Annotated in this window: 15 protein-coding genes; 8 read left to right on the forward strand and 7 right to left on the reverse strand. The window is 72.1% G+C overall.

Annotated elements, in window-relative coordinates; translation table 11 throughout:
- Positions 1-30: 30 nt before the first annotated feature.
- From C3488_RS26635 to C3488_RS26645, 3 genes are all read left to right on the forward strand, one after another.
- Complete coding sequence (locus tag C3488_RS26635) at positions 31-1,002, forward strand: LLM class F420-dependent oxidoreductase (protein ID WP_103843462.1); 972 nt, start codon at positions 31-33, stop codon at positions 1,000-1,002.
- A gap of 77 nt (positions 1,003-1,079) precedes the next feature.
- A complete protein-coding gene (locus C3488_RS26640; RefSeq protein WP_103843463.1) occupies positions 1,080-2,354 on the forward strand; it encodes a 4-hydroxybenzoate 3-monooxygenase in 1,275 nt (424 codons plus the stop codon).
- 114 nt (positions 2,355-2,468) lie between these two features.
- Positions 2,469-4,088 (forward strand): serine/threonine-protein kinase, encoded by a 1,620-nt coding sequence (locus tag C3488_RS26645; protein ID WP_103843464.1) that lies wholly within the window; start codon positions 2,469-2,471, stop codon positions 4,086-4,088.
- Between the two features lie 262 nt (positions 4,089-4,350).
- Here C3488_RS26645 and tgmB read toward each other — a convergent pair whose 3' ends face one another.
- Positions 4,351-5,307 carry an ATP-grasp ribosomal peptide maturase gene (tgmB, locus tag C3488_RS26650; protein WP_103843465.1) on the reverse strand — a complete coding sequence of 319 codons (957 nt, stop codon included), beginning with the start codon at positions 5,305-5,307 and terminating at the stop codon, positions 4,351-4,353.
- A gap of 12 nt (positions 5,308-5,319) precedes the next feature.
- Positions 5,320-5,511 carry a putative ATP-grasp-modified RiPP gene (gene tgmA, locus C3488_RS26655; RefSeq protein WP_103843466.1) on the reverse strand — a complete coding sequence of 64 codons (192 nt, stop codon included), beginning with the start codon at positions 5,509-5,511 and terminating at the stop codon, positions 5,320-5,322.
- Positions 5,512-5,762: 251 nt separating this feature from the next.
- Here tgmA and C3488_RS26660 point away from each other — a divergent pair, with 251 nt between their 5' ends.
- Complete coding sequence (locus tag C3488_RS26660) at positions 5,763-6,050, forward strand: hypothetical protein (RefSeq protein ID WP_146067924.1); 288 nt, start codon at positions 5,763-5,765, stop codon at positions 6,048-6,050.
- A gap of 36 nt (positions 6,051-6,086) precedes the next feature.
- Here C3488_RS26660 and C3488_RS26665 read toward each other — a convergent pair whose 3' ends face one another.
- Entirely contained in the window at positions 6,087-7,070 is a 984-nt protein-coding gene (locus C3488_RS26665) for an aldo/keto reductase (RefSeq protein ID WP_103843468.1), read from the reverse strand.
- A gap of 134 nt (positions 7,071-7,204) precedes the next feature.
- Here C3488_RS26665 and C3488_RS26670 point away from each other — a divergent pair, with 134 nt between their 5' ends.
- The gene (locus C3488_RS26670) at positions 7,205-8,944 is read left to right on the forward strand and encodes a cholesterol oxidase substrate-binding domain-containing protein (RefSeq protein ID WP_103843469.1); all 1,740 of its coding nucleotides are present in this window, start codon (positions 7,205-7,207) and stop codon (positions 8,942-8,944) included.
- Between the two features lie 4 nt (positions 8,945-8,948).
- Here C3488_RS26670 and C3488_RS26675 read toward each other — a convergent pair whose 3' ends face one another.
- From C3488_RS26675 to C3488_RS26685, 3 genes are all read right to left on the reverse strand, one after another.
- Positions 8,949-9,983, reverse strand: a complete 1,035-nt coding sequence (locus C3488_RS26675) for a helix-turn-helix domain-containing protein (RefSeq protein WP_103843492.1) — start codon at positions 9,981-9,983, stop codon at positions 8,949-8,951.
- 160 nt (positions 9,984-10,143) lie between these two features.
- Positions 10,144-11,157, reverse strand: coding sequence for an alpha/beta hydrolase (locus tag C3488_RS26680; RefSeq protein WP_103843470.1), 1,014 nt, complete (start codon positions 11,155-11,157; stop codon positions 10,144-10,146).
- Positions 11,158-11,530: 373 nt separating this feature from the next.
- Complete coding sequence (locus C3488_RS26685; protein ID WP_103843471.1) at positions 11,531-11,920, reverse strand: hypothetical protein; 390 nt, start codon at positions 11,918-11,920, stop codon at positions 11,531-11,533.
- Positions 11,921-12,128: 208 nt separating this feature from the next.
- Between C3488_RS26685 and C3488_RS26690 the strand changes: the two genes are divergently transcribed.
- The 3 genes from C3488_RS26690 to C3488_RS26700 all read left to right on the forward strand — a co-directional run bounded on the left by C3488_RS26690 (position 12,129) and on the right by C3488_RS26700 (position 14,173).
- A complete protein-coding gene (locus C3488_RS26690; RefSeq protein WP_103843472.1) occupies positions 12,129-13,049 on the forward strand; it encodes a MurR/RpiR family transcriptional regulator in 921 nt (306 codons plus the stop codon).
- 308 nt (positions 13,050-13,357) lie between these two features.
- Positions 13,358-13,744, forward strand: coding sequence for a hypothetical protein (locus C3488_RS26695; RefSeq protein WP_103843473.1), 387 nt, complete (start codon positions 13,358-13,360; stop codon positions 13,742-13,744).
- A gap of 123 nt (positions 13,745-13,867) precedes the next feature.
- Entirely contained in the window at positions 13,868-14,173 is a 306-nt protein-coding gene (locus tag C3488_RS26700) for a DUF1232 domain-containing protein (RefSeq protein WP_103843474.1), read from the forward strand.
- Between the two features lie 46 nt (positions 14,174-14,219).
- Here C3488_RS26700 and C3488_RS26705 read toward each other — a convergent pair whose 3' ends face one another.
- Positions 14,220-16,730 carry a SpoIIE family protein phosphatase gene (locus C3488_RS26705; RefSeq protein ID WP_146067925.1) on the reverse strand — a complete coding sequence of 837 codons (2,511 nt, stop codon included), beginning with the start codon at positions 16,728-16,730 and terminating at the stop codon, positions 14,220-14,222.
- Positions 16,731-16,883 lie beyond the last annotated feature (153 nt).

A 16,883-nucleotide genomic window follows, 5' to 3' on the forward strand; every position in this document is an offset into this window, starting at 1 on the left:
TCGCCCCTTCCAACCGGGAACCCGCGCTTTATGGTGCGAATCGGATACACGATGATGACCGAACAGGCGGGACCGCGCGAGCTCGTCGACCATGTGGTGCGGGCCGAGGAGGCCGGGTTCGACTTCTCCGTGACCTCCGACCACTACTTCCCGTGGCTGAGGGAGCAGGGGCACGCCCCGTACGCGTGGAGCGTGCTGGGCGCCGCCGCCCAGGCGACCTCGCGCATCCCGTTGATGACGTATGTGACCTGTCCGACCGTCCGCTATCACCCCGCGGTGGTGGCCCAGAAGGCGGCGACGATGCAGCTGCTGTCCGAGGGCCGCTTCCGGCTGGGGCTCGGCGCCGGCGAGAACCTCAACGAGCACGTGGTGGGCCGGGGTTGGCCCTCGGTGGAGGTGCGGCACGAGATGCTGGAAGAGGCGGTCGGCATCATCCGCGACCTGTTCGGCGGAGGCCATGTCAGCCGGCGCGGAAAGCACTTCAGCGTGGACTCGGCGCGACTGTGGGACCTGCCGGAGGAGCCGCCGCAGATCGGTGTCGCCGTCTCCGGCGAGCGGTCCTGTGCGCTCGCGGGCCGGCTCGCCGACCTGGTCATCGCCACAGAGCCGAAGCCGGATCTGCTGACCGCGTTCGACCGGCACGGCGGCGAGGGCAAGCCGCGGGTCGGGCAGCTGCCGGTCTGCTACGACCGGGACCGGGACGCGGCGATCCGGCGGGCGCACGAGCAGTTCCGCTGGTTCGGCTGCGGCTGGAAGGTCAACTCCGAGCTGCCGCATCCGGATTCGTTCGCGTCGGCCACCCAGTTCGTCACGCCCGACGACGTGGCCGCCTCCATTCCGTGCGGCGACGACCCGGCGGACTTCGTTCAGGCCGTACGGCCCTATGCCGAGGCCGGGTTCACGGAGATCGCGCTGGTGCAGATCGGTGGCGAGTCGCAGCCCGAGTACATCGAGTGGTCGAGCAAGGAGCTTCTGCCGGCCCTGCGGGAGGCCCTGGGCTGAGGCCGTGACAACGGGGTGGGCAGGCGCAACGGCGCCTGCCCTGCGAGGGATTGACGGTACGCCGCCATAATGACCGGATGATCGACTCCTCCCCCGCCCCCGTTCCCCCGCCCGAGCCGCGCGTGCCCGTCGTCATCGTCGGCGCCGGTCCCGCCGGGCTGACGCTCGCCAACGTCCTGCGGGACGCCTCCGTCGACTGCGTCGTCCTGGAGGCGGAGAGCAGGGAGTTCATCGAACAGCGGCCCCGGGCGGGGTTCCTCGAGGAGTGGGCCGTGCGGGCTCTCGAGCGGCACGGGCTGGCCGGGCGGCTGCTGGAGACGGCGCAGACGCACAGCGAGTGCGAGTTCCGCGCCGAGGGGGAGCGGCTCCGGTTCCCGTACACGGAGATCTCCGGCCACCACCACTTCGTCTACCCGCAGCCGCTACTCGTCACCGACCTCGTACGCGAGTACGCGGACGTCAAGGGGGGCGACATACGGTTCGGTGTGCGGGACGTGGAGGTGCACGGCATCGACACCGACGAGCCGTCCGTGTCGTACACGGATCCGGACTCCGGTGAGCACCGGCGCATCACATGTGAGGTGATCGCCGGCTGCGACGGCGCCCGCGGTGTCACCCGGGCCGCGCTGCCGCCGGAGCGCGCGCACCTCGCGCGGTTCGACCACGGGGTCGGCTGGCTGGCACTGCTCGCCGAGGCGCCGCCGTCGTCGGACTGCGTCGTCTTCGGGGTCCATCCGCGCGGCTTCGCCGCCCACATGGCGCGCAGCCCGCAGGTGACCCGCTACTACCTCGAGGTGCCGCCCGGTGACGACCCGGAGAACTGGCCGGACGAGCGTGTCTGGTCGGAGCTGCGGGAACGGCTGTCCGTCGCCGGGGCGCCGCCACTGACCGAAGGGCGGCTGATCGAGAAGCGCGTCCTGGACATGCACAACTATGTGGTCCAGCCGATGGCTTGCGGGCGGCTGTTCCTCGCGGGCGACGCGGCCCACCTGGTCGCTCCGATCGCAGCGAAGGGCATGAACCTCGCCCTGCACGACGCGCTGCTGCTCGCGGACGCGCTGATCGCCTACCACCGCGCAGGTGACACCGGCGGCCTGCGCGGCTACTCGGCGGCCTGCCTGCGGCGCGTGTGGGAGTACCAGGAGTTCTCCGAGTGGTTCGCGGAGCTGCTGCACGGGCCCTCGTCGGGTGATCCGTTCCGCGCGGGCAGCGCCATCGCCCGGCTGCGACGGCTGTTCCACTCCCCCGCAGCCGCGGCCGCGTTCGCAGAGTCGTACATCGGCGCGACCGTTGAGGTAACCGACGGTAAACTACCGGCCAGTAGCAAAAGGGACTCGTTTTCGCACGTGTGAGCGGTGCGCGGCGGGTCGGGGAAATCCGGCTCGCAGAAAATCGCCTTTCTTTGAACACCCACCGTCACGTCCGCCGTACATCCGGGAAAGGGAGAGTCCGGTGCGCTGCGAGGGATGACGATGGACGACGGGCAGGTCTCCACACGGGAGTTGGTCGCCGGACGGTACCGGACGCTCGAAGTCGTCCACCGGGAGCAGGGGCGCACCGTGTGGCTCGGCGAGGACGCGGACTTCGCACGGCCGGTCACCCTCACCGAGTCGCGGCTCGCACCACTGCGGCCCGAGGTCACCTCGCGCCGCACGATCGCCCGCATCCTGCGCGAGTCGGAGGCCATGGAGTCGCTGTGTCCCGGCCGGATCGCCACCGTCCTCGACGTGGTCGACGACAACGGTGTCCTGTGGACCGTGACGGAGCGGATCGACGGCACGCCTCTCGGGGAGATCCTGGAACGCGGTCCCCTGAACCACGTGCGTGCCGCCCGCATCGGCCTCGGCATCCTCGACGTCCTGGACGCCGCCCACCGGCGGGGCGTGACCCACGGGGACCTCAGCCCCGGGCAGGTGTTCGTGCAGGAGGGGGGCCGGGTCGTGGTGACCGGGTTCGGACTGATCGGCTCGTCGGTCACCCAGCGGGTCACCGCGCCGTCGTACGCCTCCCCCGAGCAGGCCCGCGGTTCGAGCGCCGGGCCGGCGGCGGACCAATGGGCGCTCGGAGCGCTGCTGTACGCGATGGTGGAGGGCCGTCCGCCGTTCCGGGACCGGGGCCCGGTCGAAGCGACGCTGCGCGCCGTGGACCGGCTGCCGCTGCGCCCTCCGCTGAGCGCCGGGCCGCTGGCCCCGGCCATCACGGGGCTGCTGCGCCGCGACGCCCTGGAGCGGGTCCCTGAATCCGCGGTGCGCGCCTCGCTGGTGCGCATCGTGAGCGACGACCTCGACGAGCCCACGCAGGAGACACTGATGCCGCGCCTGAGGGGAGCGTGGCTGGTCGCCCACCGGGCGGGGCGGGCCTGGGCCAGACCGGCCGTGCGCCGGTCGGTGCTCGTGGGGGCGGGGCTCGTACTCGTGGCCTCCTCGGTCGCGATCCTCGTCGCGACGGTCGGTTCGGAGGGGGGCGGCGCGTCGGCGACCGGGACGGAGCCGTCGCGCTCCGTCGCGCCCTCGCGGCCCGCCGCGCCGTCCGGGCACGGCACCGACGGTACGACTCCTCCCACGACGAGTACGGCACCGGCACCGTCCGCACCCCCGTCGTCGCCCACCACCAGGAAGCCGGCGACGACCTTCCGCCGCTACGACGCGCCGGAGGGCTTCTCCATCGACCTGCCCCAGGGATGGAAGCCCATCGACACCCTCAAGGCCGCCGAGGGCACCTACCGGGTGACGTTCGGCGCGAGCGGGGACCCTCGCACACTGGCGGTCACCTACAGCGTGCGGCTCGGTACGGATCCGGTCGCGGTGTGGCGGAGGCTGGAGCCGTCCCTGAAGAGCACGTACGCCGACTACACACGGGTGGGCGACATCCGCGCCGTGACCTATCAGGGGCACAAGGGCGCCGACATGGTGTGGCTGTCCACGGTCAACGGCGTCCGGGTACGCACCTTCGGCCGGGGTTTCCTCCTCGGCGACGGCCGCGGCTGCTCCCTGCGCTGGACGACTCCGGCGGCGGACGCGCAGAGCACCGCCGACGAGCAGGCACTGGACGTGTTCCTGAGAACGTTCCGGCCGCCGGCCGGGTGAGTGGACTTTCCGTACGGCGTCGAGTGGAGTGGGGAACGCGGTGACGGTGGCGCGGGACGAAGTGGTCGTCCACCGGCGGCCGTTGTGCACGTACTGCACGAAACTGCGAACGCGTCCGCCGCTCCCACGTCTGCCGCCGATGAGGCGACTGCGGGACACGGCCGCGGACCACGCCCCGCATCTGCTGCCGGGGTCCCGCCGCAGAACGGGGCCGCGCGGCTGATCCGTACGGATCGGGTCCTCCGCCGCGTCGGCTCCGCGATCACCAACGGCTTTCCGAAGGCTGCCGGTCGGGTGCGCGCCGGGCCAGCCAGTGGGCGATCGACTCCGCTATCGGCTGGCCGGTCTCCAGTTCGATGAAGCCGAACTGGCCGCCCTGGTTGCACTCCAGGAACCACCACACGCCCTCCCCGTCCTCGGCGAAGTCGAAGGCGGCGTACGCGAGGCCGGCCAGCGCCAGGTACTCCTGGACCGACTTCACGATGCGGTCGGGCACCACGGCCGGTTCCCAGGAGTACTCGGTGTCGCCGTACCGGCCGTCCACCTGCCCGGGCGCCGCTCTCTTGCGGGCGCCGAAGAGCCGCGCGCCGACGCAGGTCAGCCGGATGTCGGCGCGCTTGGGGATGTAGCGCTGCAGCAGGGCCGGTCCGGCCGCGACCGCGGAGAAGTCGGCGTCCGGGCCGATCAGCGTCGTCGGAAGGGCCAGTTCGGGGTGGTCAGGCGGCGGCCCCGACGCCGACTTCACCACCACGTCCCGGTACTCCTCGGCGAACTGCTGGGCCACGCGCGGCGCCGTGGTGACGACGGTCGGCGGCACGGCGAAGCCGCTGAGATGGGCGATCCGCAGCTGCCACGGCTTGTAGCGGGCCTGCTCGGCGTTGCGGGGGTGGTTCATCCACCGTGTGGACGCCGAGCAGAGCATGCCGTACAGGGCCTGGCGGGTCTCCGCGGTCAGCCAGGTCGAGGGCTCCGCGGCGTGGGCGGCCGGTTCGCCGGGCCGGCGTACCCACACCGAGCGCAGGCCACCCATGCTCAGGACGTGCCCGCCCACCGAGAGGTAGCCGTCGAAGTCGCCGTGCGAGTAGTCGGCCGACAGCACCGCCCTGCCCGGGAGGTCGGCGGGGTCCAGGCGCATCACGGGCACAGCCCGCTCGTGCAGCTCGGCCACCACCATGTCGGCCGTCACGTCCTGTTCCGACGTGAGGATGAGAACCGTCATCCGTCCGTGCCGTCAGTCGTCGAAATGCGTCTGGGAACCCGCCGTCGACGTCGTCGTGCCGGCCGCCAGCAGCAGGGCACGGTCACTGACGGCGGGGCGACCGTCCGCAAGCACGTTCAACTGCCGTGAGGCGTCGAAGCGGTACGGCGTCACCGTGGCCTGAGCCCCCCTGGGCACGGCGTAATTGAGGGTGAACGGTCGCACGTGAAACCTCCACGGTCTTGGGTTGCCACTTCCCAAATCTTTACGTCTCCCCCCTGTAAGGAATTCATCACTTTCCGACACATGAGGGTGAAGGTCGTCACATACCCGAGACGCAACCCCGTCACGTCACGGGGCGTCCCCGGCACGCCGGATGCGCGCTGTCAGTGCCCTCGGCAACAATGCGGGGTAAAGATCATCTCGCCTTCCGGGCGGGAGGATCACCGCCCTGCCCCCGGAAAGGCCGACCGACCATGACGCGCCCTCGGCTCAGTTCCCGTGCCGCCGAAGTGCTGCGCCTGATCATGGACCAGCGCCTGGCGGTCTTCCTGACGGTGCATGGGAACGGGCGGCGCCGGTACGGCTACTGGCAGACCGACGGCCGTCCCGTGGCCCTGCCGACAGAGGAGTGCGACGCGTTGTGCGCGGCGGGGCGGATCCTGCTCGGCGACCCGGTGGTCGACCGGTCGAAGACCGTCTACCGGGTCCGGGCCGCCGCGCGCGGCACGTCCCGCGCGACCCGTTCCGCCCTGACGGCCTGAAGGCGTGAGGGCGGAACAGGCCGAGGCGGCGGACGGCTACCAGCGGTCCTCGACCTGCTCCTTGATCCGCCGGTCGTACAGGTCCCGGATCGCGTCGAGCGTCTCGCGCGGCAGCGGGGGCAGCTTGGCGACCGCCGAGTTGGCGCGGGCCTGGTCCGCGGAGCGGGCGCCGGGGATGACCGTGGTCACGCCGGGCTGCTGGAGGATCCAGGCGAGCGCCAGCTGGGCCGGCGTGCAGCCTTCCGGCGCGAGCGCGGCGAACTCGGCCGCCGCCTCCACACCGGTGGCGAAGTCCACACCGGAGAAGGTCTCGCCCTGGTCGAAGGCCTCACCGTGCCGGTTGAAGGAGCGGTGGTCGTTCGCGGCGAAGACGGTGTCCTTGGTGTACTTGCCGGACAGCAGGCCGGAGGCGAGCGGCACCCGGGCGATGATACCCACGCCGGCCTCCCGCGCGGCCGGGAGGACCTCACGCAGCGGCTTCATACGGAACGGGTTGAGGATGATCTGCACGCTCGCCACGTTCGGCCGGGCGATCGCGGTCAGCGCCTCCTCGCACGTCTCGACGCTCACTCCGTAGGCGGCGACGCGGCCTTCCTCGACCAGGGTGTCCAGGGCGTCGTACACCTCGTCGGAGGAGTAGACGGGCGTCGGCGGGCAGTGCAGCTGTACCAGGTCGATGCGGTCGACGCCGAGGTTGCGGCGGGAGCGGTCGTTCCAGACCCGGAAGTTGTCGAGGACGTAGTTCTCCGGGATCTGGTCGACGCGGCGGCCCATCTTGGTCGCCACCAGCACGTGCAGGTCCGGCCTGCCGTGCAGAAAGGCGGCGATGGCCTGTTCGCTGCGTCCGTCGCCGTACACATCGGCGGTGTCGAAGAAGGTCACCCCGGACTCGGCCGCGGCCTCCAACACCTCGTGGGCGTCCTTGTCGTCGACGTCGCCCCAGTCGGCGCCCAGCTGCCAGGTGCCGAGGCCGATCACCGAGGCGTGCTGCCCCGACCTGCGGAATTCTCGCTCTTCCATGCGGTCAGTGTGTCATCCGCACCCGGGCCCACCAGGAACGCCCCTCCCACACCGGATACATCTCCATCACCCATACGAGTGAATTGATGTGACAGGAGGGAGACACGTGTCAACTGGCGCCTACGGTAAAGGACATGACCGAACCACGAGCCGGTCCCCCTCCCGCCGCAGGCGGAGCGGAAGCCTCCTGGACGCGCCGGGGTTTCCTGCTGACCGCCGCCTCTCTGGCCGCCGCCTCCCCGGTCCTGACGCAAGGCATCGCCGCCGCGGACGAGCTGCCCGGATTCCCGCCGGACGTCGGCCTGTACCGCACGGCATACCGCAACTGGGTCGGGGAGATCACCGCCCACGGACTGTGGGCCTGTGCGCCGGTGGACGCGCGAGAGGTCGTGGAAGTGGTCGACTGGGCCCGGCGGCAGGGCTGGACGGTCCGCGCCCGCGGCTGTTCCCACGGCTGGTCGCCCCTGACGATCCCCGCCGGCACGGGGGCCGGGTCGCCCGTGCTGCTCGTGGACACCGCCACCCATCTCACGGGACTGTCGCTGGAGTCCACCGATCCGGCCGCCGTCCGGGCCGGCACCGGCGTCACTCTCGAGGCCCTGCTCGGCTTCCTGGAGGACCACGGCCTGGGTCTGACCGCGGCACCGGCACCCGGCGACCTGACCCTCGGCGGTGCCCTGGCCGTCGACGCCCACGGCACCGCGGTCCCGGCCCACGGCGAGAGCCGGCTGCCCGGGCACACCTACGGTTCGCTGAGCAACCTCGTGCTGTCCCTGACCGCGGTGGTGTGGGACGAGGACAGTGACGCATACGTCCTGCGGACGTACCGGCGCGACGAGGCCGAAGGTGCCGCGCTGCTCACCCATCTCGGCCGCGCCCTGGTCACCGAGGTGGTGCTGCGCGTGGGCGTCAACACCAACCTCCGCTGCGTCAGCCGCACCGACGTCCCGGCCGCCGAGCTCTTCGCCGCGCCCGGCAGTGACGGCCGGACCTTCGCGCGGTTCCTGGACGAGACGGGCCGGGCGGAGGCGATCTGGTTCGCCTTCACGGAGTTCCCCTGGCTGAAGGTGTGGAGCGTCGCCCCACGACGCCCGCTCACCTCGCGGCCGGTGACGTCGCCGTACAACTACCCGTTCTCCGACCACGTGCCCACACTCGTGGCGGACCTCGCGGGACGGATGGTGTCCGACGCCGCCTGGTACCTCGCGCCCGAGCTGGGCAACGCACAGCTGGACGCCGCCGTGCTCGGTCTGACCGCCACGCTCTCCGCGGACCTGTGGGGGCCGTCCAAGAACACGCTGCTGTACATCCGACCCACGACGCTGCGGGTCACCGCCAACGGCTACGCGGTCCTCACCTCACGCGACGGAGTGCAGCGCGTAGTCCACGAGTTCACCTCCTTCTACCGGGAACGGCTCACCGCGTACGCCGCACGCGGGCGCTTCCCGGTCAACGGCCAGGTCGAGATCCGTGTGACGGGCCTCGACGATCCCGCCGACGTCGGGCTCACCGGCGCCCGGGCCCCGTCGCTGTCGGCGTTGCGGCCGCGCGCCGATCACCCGGAGTGGGACACCGCGGTCTGGCTCGACGTGCTCACCCTGCCGGGCACACCCCACGCGGAGGAGTTCTACCGGGAGCTGGAGCGGTTCCTGCTCGACACCTACGACGGCGGGGTGGGCCTCGCGCGCGTGGAGTGGTCCAAGGGGTGGGCGTACACGGACCAGGCGGCGTGGGCGGACCCGGACGTGCTGCACGACGCCGTGCCCGACTCGTTCGGCGACGGGCCGTCCTGGACCCAGACGTCCGCTGTGCTCTCCCGGCTCGACCCGCACCGCGTGTTCGGCAACCCCTTTCTGGACCGGCTGTTCGCCTAGGCGGTCAGCCGGCGGTCTCCGGCGTGGAACGCCGCAGTCTCCGTATCGCCAGGGCGAGTTGCAGGCGCAGCCGGCCCTGCGGGGAGTGCACGTCCCAGCCGAGGACATGCTCCAGCTGGGCCAGACGCTCCTGCAGCGTGGAGTGGTGGACCGTCAGCTCCGCGGCGGCGGACCGCAGGCTGGGCGCGGACGCCACGGCGTGCAGGGTCGCGGCGGCCCACGGGGCCTCGGCGACGGCCCGCCTTAGCGCGAGCAGGTCCGGGATCTGCGGGGTGTCCGGGCCGACCGCCCCGGCGAGCAGGGCGAGTCCGCCCAGGTCGTCCGCGTGGACGGTGCGCGGGCCGGGGTCGTGCGTGGTGCCCTCGGCGGTGAAGCGAAGCGCGGTGCGGGCGGCGGCCCACGACTCGGGCAGTCGTACGGGCTCCACCGCGGGACCTATGCCGGCCCGCGGCTCCTCCCCCGCCGGCCCTCGCACGGTTTCGGCCGGCTCGACGCGGGCGCCGCCGCCGTACAGCGCGACGGCCCGTACCCGCTGCTCGGCGTGGAGTCCCAGCCGGGCCGCCGCGCTCACCCGTACGGCCGGCGGCGCCGAGGCGTCCAGCAGCGTCTCCAGGAGCGCCGGGTCGTCGGCGGGTGCCCGGCCCCGGGTGCGGTCCAGGACCAGGCGGACGGCTGCCACGGCCCGCTCCAGGATCATGGCGTGGACGCCGTCGGCCGGGCCGGGGTGCTCCAGCCACAGCCCGGCCTGCTCCGGGTCGTCCGCAGCGACATCGGTGCCCGCCGCAAGGGTCGCCCTCGGCCAGGCGGGGTGGGGGGGGTCCGCCGTGTCGTGGCGGCGCCCGTCGGGTTCGACACGAACGCGGACGCCGCGCCGTTCGTCGACCAGCCGGGCCGGGCTGCCGGACAGGACCGCGGCGCCGCGCACCAGGGCCTCGAGGCCCGCACGCTCCTCCGTCAGACGGTCGAAGTACGCGATGACGCGCAGCGCGGCGCCCGCATCGGGATCGAGTGCCGCGAGCCGTCCTGCCAGCTCTTTCACGGGCACCATCCTGCGGGTGAGCAGGGCGTCTGCCAAGCTCCGGGGCCGGATCCACAGCCGGATCCCCGGCGCCGCGGACCGCTCGCCCCGCTGGGGAGGGGCGCAGGGGTGCCTTGCGGATCCGCCACTCCGCGCCGATCCGCAAGGCACCCCTGGCCGGTCAGGCGCTGAGCAGCCGCCGCAGCCAGCGCAACCGGGCCGCTCGGGCCTCCTGGGAGAGCAGGGCCTGCGGGGCGAAGCCGTCGAAGCCGTGGAACCCGCCGGGCCACACATGGAGTTCGGCGCGTCCGCCCGCCTGCCAGATGCGGGTGGCGTAGCTGACGTCCTCGTCGCGGAAGGTCTCCGCCGAACCGACGTCGATGAAGGCGGGCGGCAGGCCGGACAGGTCGGTGGCACGGGCCGGGGCGGCGTACGGGGAGACGTCCGGGCCGCCGCGCGCGTCGCCGAGGAGAGCGCCCCAGCCGGTGGCGTTCGCGGTGCGGTCCCATACGCCGCGCCCGGCCATCTGGTGGGCGGAGACCGAGTCGTTGCGGTCGTCCAGCATCGGGCACATCAGCATCTGGCCCAGCAGGGCCGGACCGCCGCGGTCCCGAGCGAGCAGGGCCAGCGCCGCGGTGAGGCCGCCGCCCGCGCTGCCGCCGGCGACGATGATGCGCTCAGGGTCGATGCCGAGCTCCTCGGCGTTCTCGGCGGTCCACTTCAAGCCCGCGTAGCAGTCCTCGATCGGGGCCGGGTGCGGATGCTCGGGGGCCAGCCGGTACTCCACGGAGACCACGACCAGCCCCAGCTCCTCGGCCCAGTCGAGCGCCTCGTCCACGCCGAACCGGTTGGTGCCGAGGATCATCCCGCCCCCGTGCGCGTGGTAGACGGCCGGCAGCGGACCGGTCGCACCCGTGGGCCGGCAGACGAGCAGGGAGACATCGGGCGCGCCGGCCGGTCCCGGCACCGCCCGCTCCTCCACCTCGAAGGCACCGCCGCGGCGAAGCTCTTCGTCGGAGGGCGGGGGGACGATCATGCCGGCGCGCACCTCGGGGATGGCCTCGGGCGGGAAGCCCGGGGACAACTGCTCGCCGATCAGTTCGAGCGCGGCCGCCAGCTCCGGATCGAAGGGCGGCGGCGGAAAGACGGGCTCGGCGTCTGCGGGTGCCGGGGAGGTCGTCGGCTCGGCGGTCATGGCTGCTCCTCGCGTCATGGCCACGCCCCTGTGGCCAGTGCCGTTCATGGTGCCCGCCGCCCCGTCGCCGCGGTACGCGCCGTTCGGCGGGAATCCCCCGCCGAACGGCGGGGCGGCACCTGGAACGGGCCGCCGCTGCCGAGCACGCGGACGGCGCGCGGAACGAAGGCAAGCCGTGCGACGACGGCAGGCCACAGACCGGTGCAGGCCGCGGACCGGTGCAGGCCACAGACCGGTGCAGGCCACAGACCGGTGCAGGCCACAGACCGGTGCCAGCCGTGGACGGGGGCGGCCGCGGATGGTTCTCTTCCCTCCGCGCCCCGCCCTACTGGTCCACGCGGCGACGCGCCGGCGTGGTGCCCGGATGTGACGTTCAGGGCCGCGTCCGGCTCTCCAGCCGCAGCTCGACGTCGACCTCCTGGTCCCCGGCGACCACGCCGAGCTGGTGGACGGCGTAGAGCTCGTCCAGGGCGCGGCGCAGTCGCTCCACGGCCCTGGGCTCGCCCTGGAGCTCGGCCTTGACCGGGCCGGACAGCGGCCGTGGCGGTGACTGGCGCTCGTCCGTGCCGCGTGTGGCCGACGTGTCGAACGTCCCTGTCCACATCGTGGGCCGGGACGTGTGCGCCTCGTGGGGCGCCTCCTCGGCGTCTCGGTCCGAGCCGAAGTGCCGGCACAGTTCGGCGAACAAGTTCCCGGCATCCGTCGCCGAGCAGTCGCTGACCACTACTTCGACCTGTGGTGCGTGCGTTTCGGACGCGTTCACGGCCGCTCCTCTCCTCGCGATGGCAGACCGATGGGCCGACCGGACGGCCGACGCGGGTACCCCGCCCCAAGGGGCCCATGCACGACGGTACGGCGCGCGTCCCCGGCCCGCCTGTCGGCGAGCAGTCCGCGATATGGGCTCCAAGCCCCCTGGTCAGCGCCGTCCGTGAGCTATGTTGAAGGCCCTGGGACACGACGGAGGAGGTCCGGTGCCATCGCCGCAGCAGGCACGCGCGCAGGCATCTGCGATCACTGCGGGCAAGACGGCCCCGGAAGCGGGTGCCAGCCCGACGTCCCAGCTCAGAGAGTTGTTCGACGGTCCCCGGCTGTCCCCGGGGCACCGCCGGATCGCCCAGTACCTGATCGAGCACATCACCGAGGCCGCGTTCCTGTCGATCACGGACCTGGCCGAGCGGGTGGGTGTGAGCCAGCCTTCGGTGACCCGGTTCGCCGCGGCGGTCGGTTTCAGCGGCTATCCCGCGCTGCGGGAGAAGTTGCAGTCCATCGCCCTGAGCACCCTCGGCAGCCCGGGTACGCCGGCGGAGCAGACGGCCAACGAGCTGCAGGCGGCCGTGGACGCCGAGATCGAGAACCTGGAGAACCTGCGCCGGGACTTCGCCGATCCGGACCAGGTGATCCGGATCGGGCGGGCGCTGTCGGAGTCGACGCCCCTGACCGTGATGGGCCTGAGGATCTCCGCCTCCCTCGCCGAGTACTTCGCCTACGGGGCGCGGCGCATCCATCCCGACGTACGGCTGGTGACGCGGGGCGGGACCGTCGCCTACGACGCGATGTTGCAGTCACGGGAGGCCGGCGGCACCTGGGTGCTGGCCTTCGGGATGCCCCGGCACGCCCAGGAGAGCCTGACCGCGGTGCGGGTGGCGCGCAGCGCGGGGCTCAAGGTGGCCCTGATCACGGATCTGGGACTGGGTCCGCTCGCGGACGAGGCCGACGTCGTGTTCGCCACCGGCACCGGCTCCCGCCTGGTGTTCGACTCCTACGCCGCCCCCGGGCTGATGGCCGCGGCGCTGCTGCAGGCGATGACCGACGCCGATCCGGAGCGGACGCAGGCGCGCCTGGAGGAGTACGAGCAGATCGCCGACCAGCACCAGTTCTTCCTCAAGGACTGACCGGGCCGGGCGCCGGACCGACCATCCCGCCAAACAGGATCTCTCGCACCAAATACAACATGAATTTTTTCATGTCCTTGCGTATCCGCCGGTATATATAAATACTTCTCGCGGATCGCGGACCGGTACAGCCGGGACGCGCCGTACGGACACACCGGAGTCGTCCGCTCCTACCCACGGGCTCCGGGTGTCCGGCCGGGCCCCGCTGCGCGGGCATCCCCGGTGGCGGCTCCGGCCCTCCCCTAGACCGGAGCCGCCCCCGAAGTCGCCGCAGCACCCTGAGCCGACGTGACCCGGAAGCGAACATCATGGCCTTGACGACGTACTCGCCGATCAGCTCGGACTGGCCGTGCCAGGTCAAAACCCCCGGCAGCTACGACTGGGAGCGGTCGGCGGCCAAGTGGCTGCGGGAACTCGTGCCCGCCCGCTACGCCAGCTACCCGGCCCTGATCCGTCATCCCGTCCTGCTCGCGCGGCACGCCCAGATCCAGGTCCAGAACGAGGTGCGGGTGGCCCGCACCGCACTGCAGACGGCCCGCGCGGAGCTGCCGGCTCTCGGTCTGCCGGAGTCGGTCATCGAGCACACGATCAGGATGTACGCCGCCGAGGTCATGCAGCTGCAGCACATCGCGCGCAGCGTACGCGCCGTCAGCCAGGCGCTGATGGAGAGCAACCTGGCACGCCCCGGGCACTGACGCACCGTCACGACCGCCTTTCCTCCGCCGCCGTCCGGGGCGTTCGGTCCAGCACGCGCACAGTCCACCGCGAAGCGGGCATCCGTAGGAGAGGACGACTCCTACGGATGCCCGGAGCTGCGCATGGACTCCACGACCTGGGCCGCGCTCGCCGTCGCCGCCGTCCTCGCGGCGGCCCTGCTCGGCGTGGCCCTCGCCCTGCTGCGACGGCTGGTCCGCACCCGCCGCGACCTGCGCCGTGCCGGTCTGCCCACCGGCCCGCGCTGGCTGTTCTGGGGCGCGGTCCTGTACCTGGTGCTCCCGGCCGACCTGTTGCCCGATCCCGTGTACCTGGACGACATCGGCGTCCTGCTGCTGGCGCTGAGGTCGATGCGGGCCGCCGTACCGGCACGCGAACCCTGGCGTGACGGCGGCACGTTGCCCGACTGACGGGGCGACCGGGCGGCCCGCCCGCGGTGGCGGCGGTAGGACGTGGTCACGCCGGCCCCGGCGACCTGTCAGCGCGTGGCCGGCATCCGACTTCCCCTGCGGTCGGGCCCACGGTGGTCGCGTCCGGCTCGGGCACGCCGATCAGGAGCAGCGTCACGTCGTCGTCATGGGCGGCCGTGTCCGGTATGAGGGTCTCGATCAGCCGGGCCGCGGCCTCGTCGAGGATCTCCGGGTCGGCCGGAGCGCCCTTCAGCGATGTGCCGAGGGTGTGGGCGAGGACGTCGATCTGGGCGTCGATGTCGGTGCCGGGCCTCTCGACCAGTCCGTCGGTGTAAAGGACGAGTGTGCTGCCCGGTGACAGCCGACGGGTCGTCTCCCGGAACGACAGTCCGCCGCCACACAGGTCGTTGACGCCCAGCGGCACGCTGACCGGTGCCTGCAGCCGGCGGGTGACGCCTTCACGATCCACTGCGATGACCGGCAGGTGCCCGGCCGAACACAGGCTGACCTCGCGGGCGCCCTGGTCGATCACGAGGTAGCAGCACGTGACGAGCTGGTCCGCCAGGTCGTTGACGAACGCGTCCAGCCCGGTCATGAGCCGCCACGGCGGTATACCCGTGCGGGCCAGGGCGTGGGCGGCGGCGCGCAGCTGGCCCATGACGGCCGCCGCGTCCAGGCCCCGGCCCATCACGTCGCCGATGACGACGCCGGTCCGGTTCTGGTCCAGAGGAATGATGTCGAACCAGTCGCCGCCGACTCCGGGGTCCTGGACGGAGGCCAGGTACCGGTGCGCGCTGGGCAGGTGCGGCAGGCGGGGCGGCTCGCCCATGAGGCTGTGCTGCAGCGTGTAGGCGATGCGTCGTTGCTGCTCGTAGCGCTCGGCGCGTTCGGCCTCGGCCTGCCTGCGTTCGGTGATGTCCCGAACGGTGAGGAAGACGAGAGTTTCCTGTTCGGCCTGGGAAGTGCTGATGCTCACTTCTACAGGGAACTCGCTGCCGTCGCTGTGCACCCCGTGCAGACCCCTGTCCAGTACCGTCGGCTTCGGGTCGGGCAGCTGCAGATACCGGCGCAGGAGCGCGCGGTGCAGTGGGCGCTGCGGGCCGGGCACCAGGTCCTCGACCTTGGTGCCGACGACGCCGGCCGATGCACGACCGAACAGTGGCTCCACCTGTGCGTTGGCCATGACGATGACGCCATCGCCGTCCGTGATCAAGGTGGCGTCGGGTGCGGATTCCAGCAGCGCGTGGAAGCGCCGGTTCGCCCGCTCCACCTCGCACTGGGCCGCGACTCGTTCCGTGATGTCGGTGAGCACGACGGCCACGGCGTAGGGCGCGCCGTTCGGATCGTTGAGCGGGAACACCGTGGCGAGGAAGTCCCGCGGACCTCCCGGCAGGTCGACATGCTCCTGCTGCTGCACGGGGTTGCCCCGTGCCAGCACGTCGAGGCCGGCGGCCCGCATGTGACGCGCCATGTCAGGCGGCAGGACCTCCTGCTCCCGCCGGCCCAGAATCCGTTCGCGGGACAGTCCCGTGCTCTCCTCGAACCTCGTGTTGAGCGCCAGCAAGCGATCGTCCAGGTCCTTGATGAACATCACCGCGGGCGTGTGGTCCATGAACGCCTGCAGCAGTTCGTTCTGCCGCACCTGGTATTCGGCACGCGCGTGCGCCACCTCGATACGCCGGCCCACGACCAGAGCGGCGAAGACGACCACGGTGAACACGATCACGTGGCCGCACACCAGCAGGGCGGTGCCCAGACGCTTCCCGTACAGACCCGCGTCCTCACCGGCCAGGACTCCCCAGCCCAGCAGCGGCGGCGCGACCAGGATGGTGGCGAACAGCCGTCGGCCCAGCGCGCCCGTGGTGCCCGCGTTCATCAGCAGTCCCGCTGGGCCTTCGTCCGGCCGGGCCAGGAAGGCGGCGATGCCGAGCAGCACCAGGGCCAGCGCGGTGTGCAGGGCCATGCCGGTGTAAGGGCCGAACCGCTCCAGCTCGGGCACGGCGTAGGCGAAGCCGTAGAGCCGGAGCATGCCCAGGGCGAGGACGGCCAGTGCGGGGATCTGACTCGTCCAGGCGGGCAGTCGGAATCTGCTCCCGCACAGTGCCGCCACGCTCCCGAGCGTCAGTGCGGCAGCCGAGTTCGGCGCCATCCGTCCGGGCGCCCCGGTCGCCACCCGCGCGGTGTCGTCCCTGAAGAGAAGTTGATCGATGCCTGCGTTCGCCGTGGTCAGGTACTCGAGAAGGGTGAGCCCGCCGATCACGGCTGCCACGACCGCGGCCGCACAGGCGGTATTGGTCTTCCGCGGGGTCATGGGGCGGCGAGCCAGCATGAACGTGGAGAGGCCCAGCGCCAGCAGGGCCACCGCGGTGTTCGGCTTCATGGACGCGGCGACGCCGGGCAGCACGCTCTTCAGCACGGCGATGTCGAGGACCCAGCCGGACAGGCCCACCACGCCGAACGCGGCGCTCATCAGGGCCGCTCCCTGAGCCACGGCGCGGACCCGGGCCACAGCGGGCTCGTGGAACGGCAGTCCCTCGGCCTGATCTCTGTGTGTCACCACATCATCACCCTGTGAGCGAATGACCCAATCGGCCCAATTGGCCTAAGTATCGCAAAACAGGCGATCGGTGGTTGACCGCATCGCAGACGCCCCGGGGACCGGCGTTCATGACTCGTCAGCGCAGGTCAGCGGTCACCGCTGTGCAGCCGG

Source organism: Streptomyces sp. Ru72, from assembly GCF_002920635.1.
Classification (GTDB): Bacteria; Actinomycetota; Actinomycetes; order Streptomycetales; family Streptomycetaceae; genus Streptomyces.

Bases quoted from the DNA above. Each gene is read 5' to 3' on its own strand.
- C3488_RS26670 (WP_103843469.1), top strand. From the start codon at position 7,205: ATGACCGAACCACGAGCCGGTCCCCCTCCCGCCGCAGGCGGAGCGGAA.
- C3488_RS26645 (WP_103843464.1), top strand. From the start codon at position 2,469: ATGACGATGGACGACGGGCAGGTCTCCACACGGGAGTTGGTCGCCGGA.
- tgmB (WP_103843465.1), bottom strand. From the start codon at position 5,307: ATGACGGTTCTCATCCTCACGTCGGAACAGGACGTGACGGCCGACATG.
- C3488_RS26700 (WP_103843474.1), top strand. From the start codon at position 13,868: ATGGACTCCACGACCTGGGCCGCGCTCGCCGTCGCCGCCGTCCTCGCG.
- C3488_RS26680 (WP_103843470.1), bottom strand. From the start codon at position 11,157: ATGACCGCCGAGCCGACGACCTCCCCGGCACCCGCAGACGCCGAGCCC.
- C3488_RS26660 (WP_146067924.1), top strand. From the start codon at position 5,763: ATGACGCGCCCTCGGCTCAGTTCCCGTGCCGCCGAAGTGCTGCGCCTG.
- C3488_RS26640 (WP_103843463.1), top strand. From the start codon at position 1,080: ATGATCGACTCCTCCCCCGCCCCCGTTCCCCCGCCCGAGCCGCGCGTG.
- C3488_RS26665 (WP_103843468.1), bottom strand. From the start codon at position 7,070: ATGGAAGAGCGAGAATTCCGCAGGTCGGGGCAGCACGCCTCGGTGATC.
- C3488_RS26695 (WP_103843473.1), top strand. From the start codon at position 13,358: ATGGCCTTGACGACGTACTCGCCGATCAGCTCGGACTGGCCGTGCCAG.
- C3488_RS26635 (WP_103843462.1), top strand. From the start codon at position 31: ATGGTGCGAATCGGATACACGATGATGACCGAACAGGCGGGACCGCGC.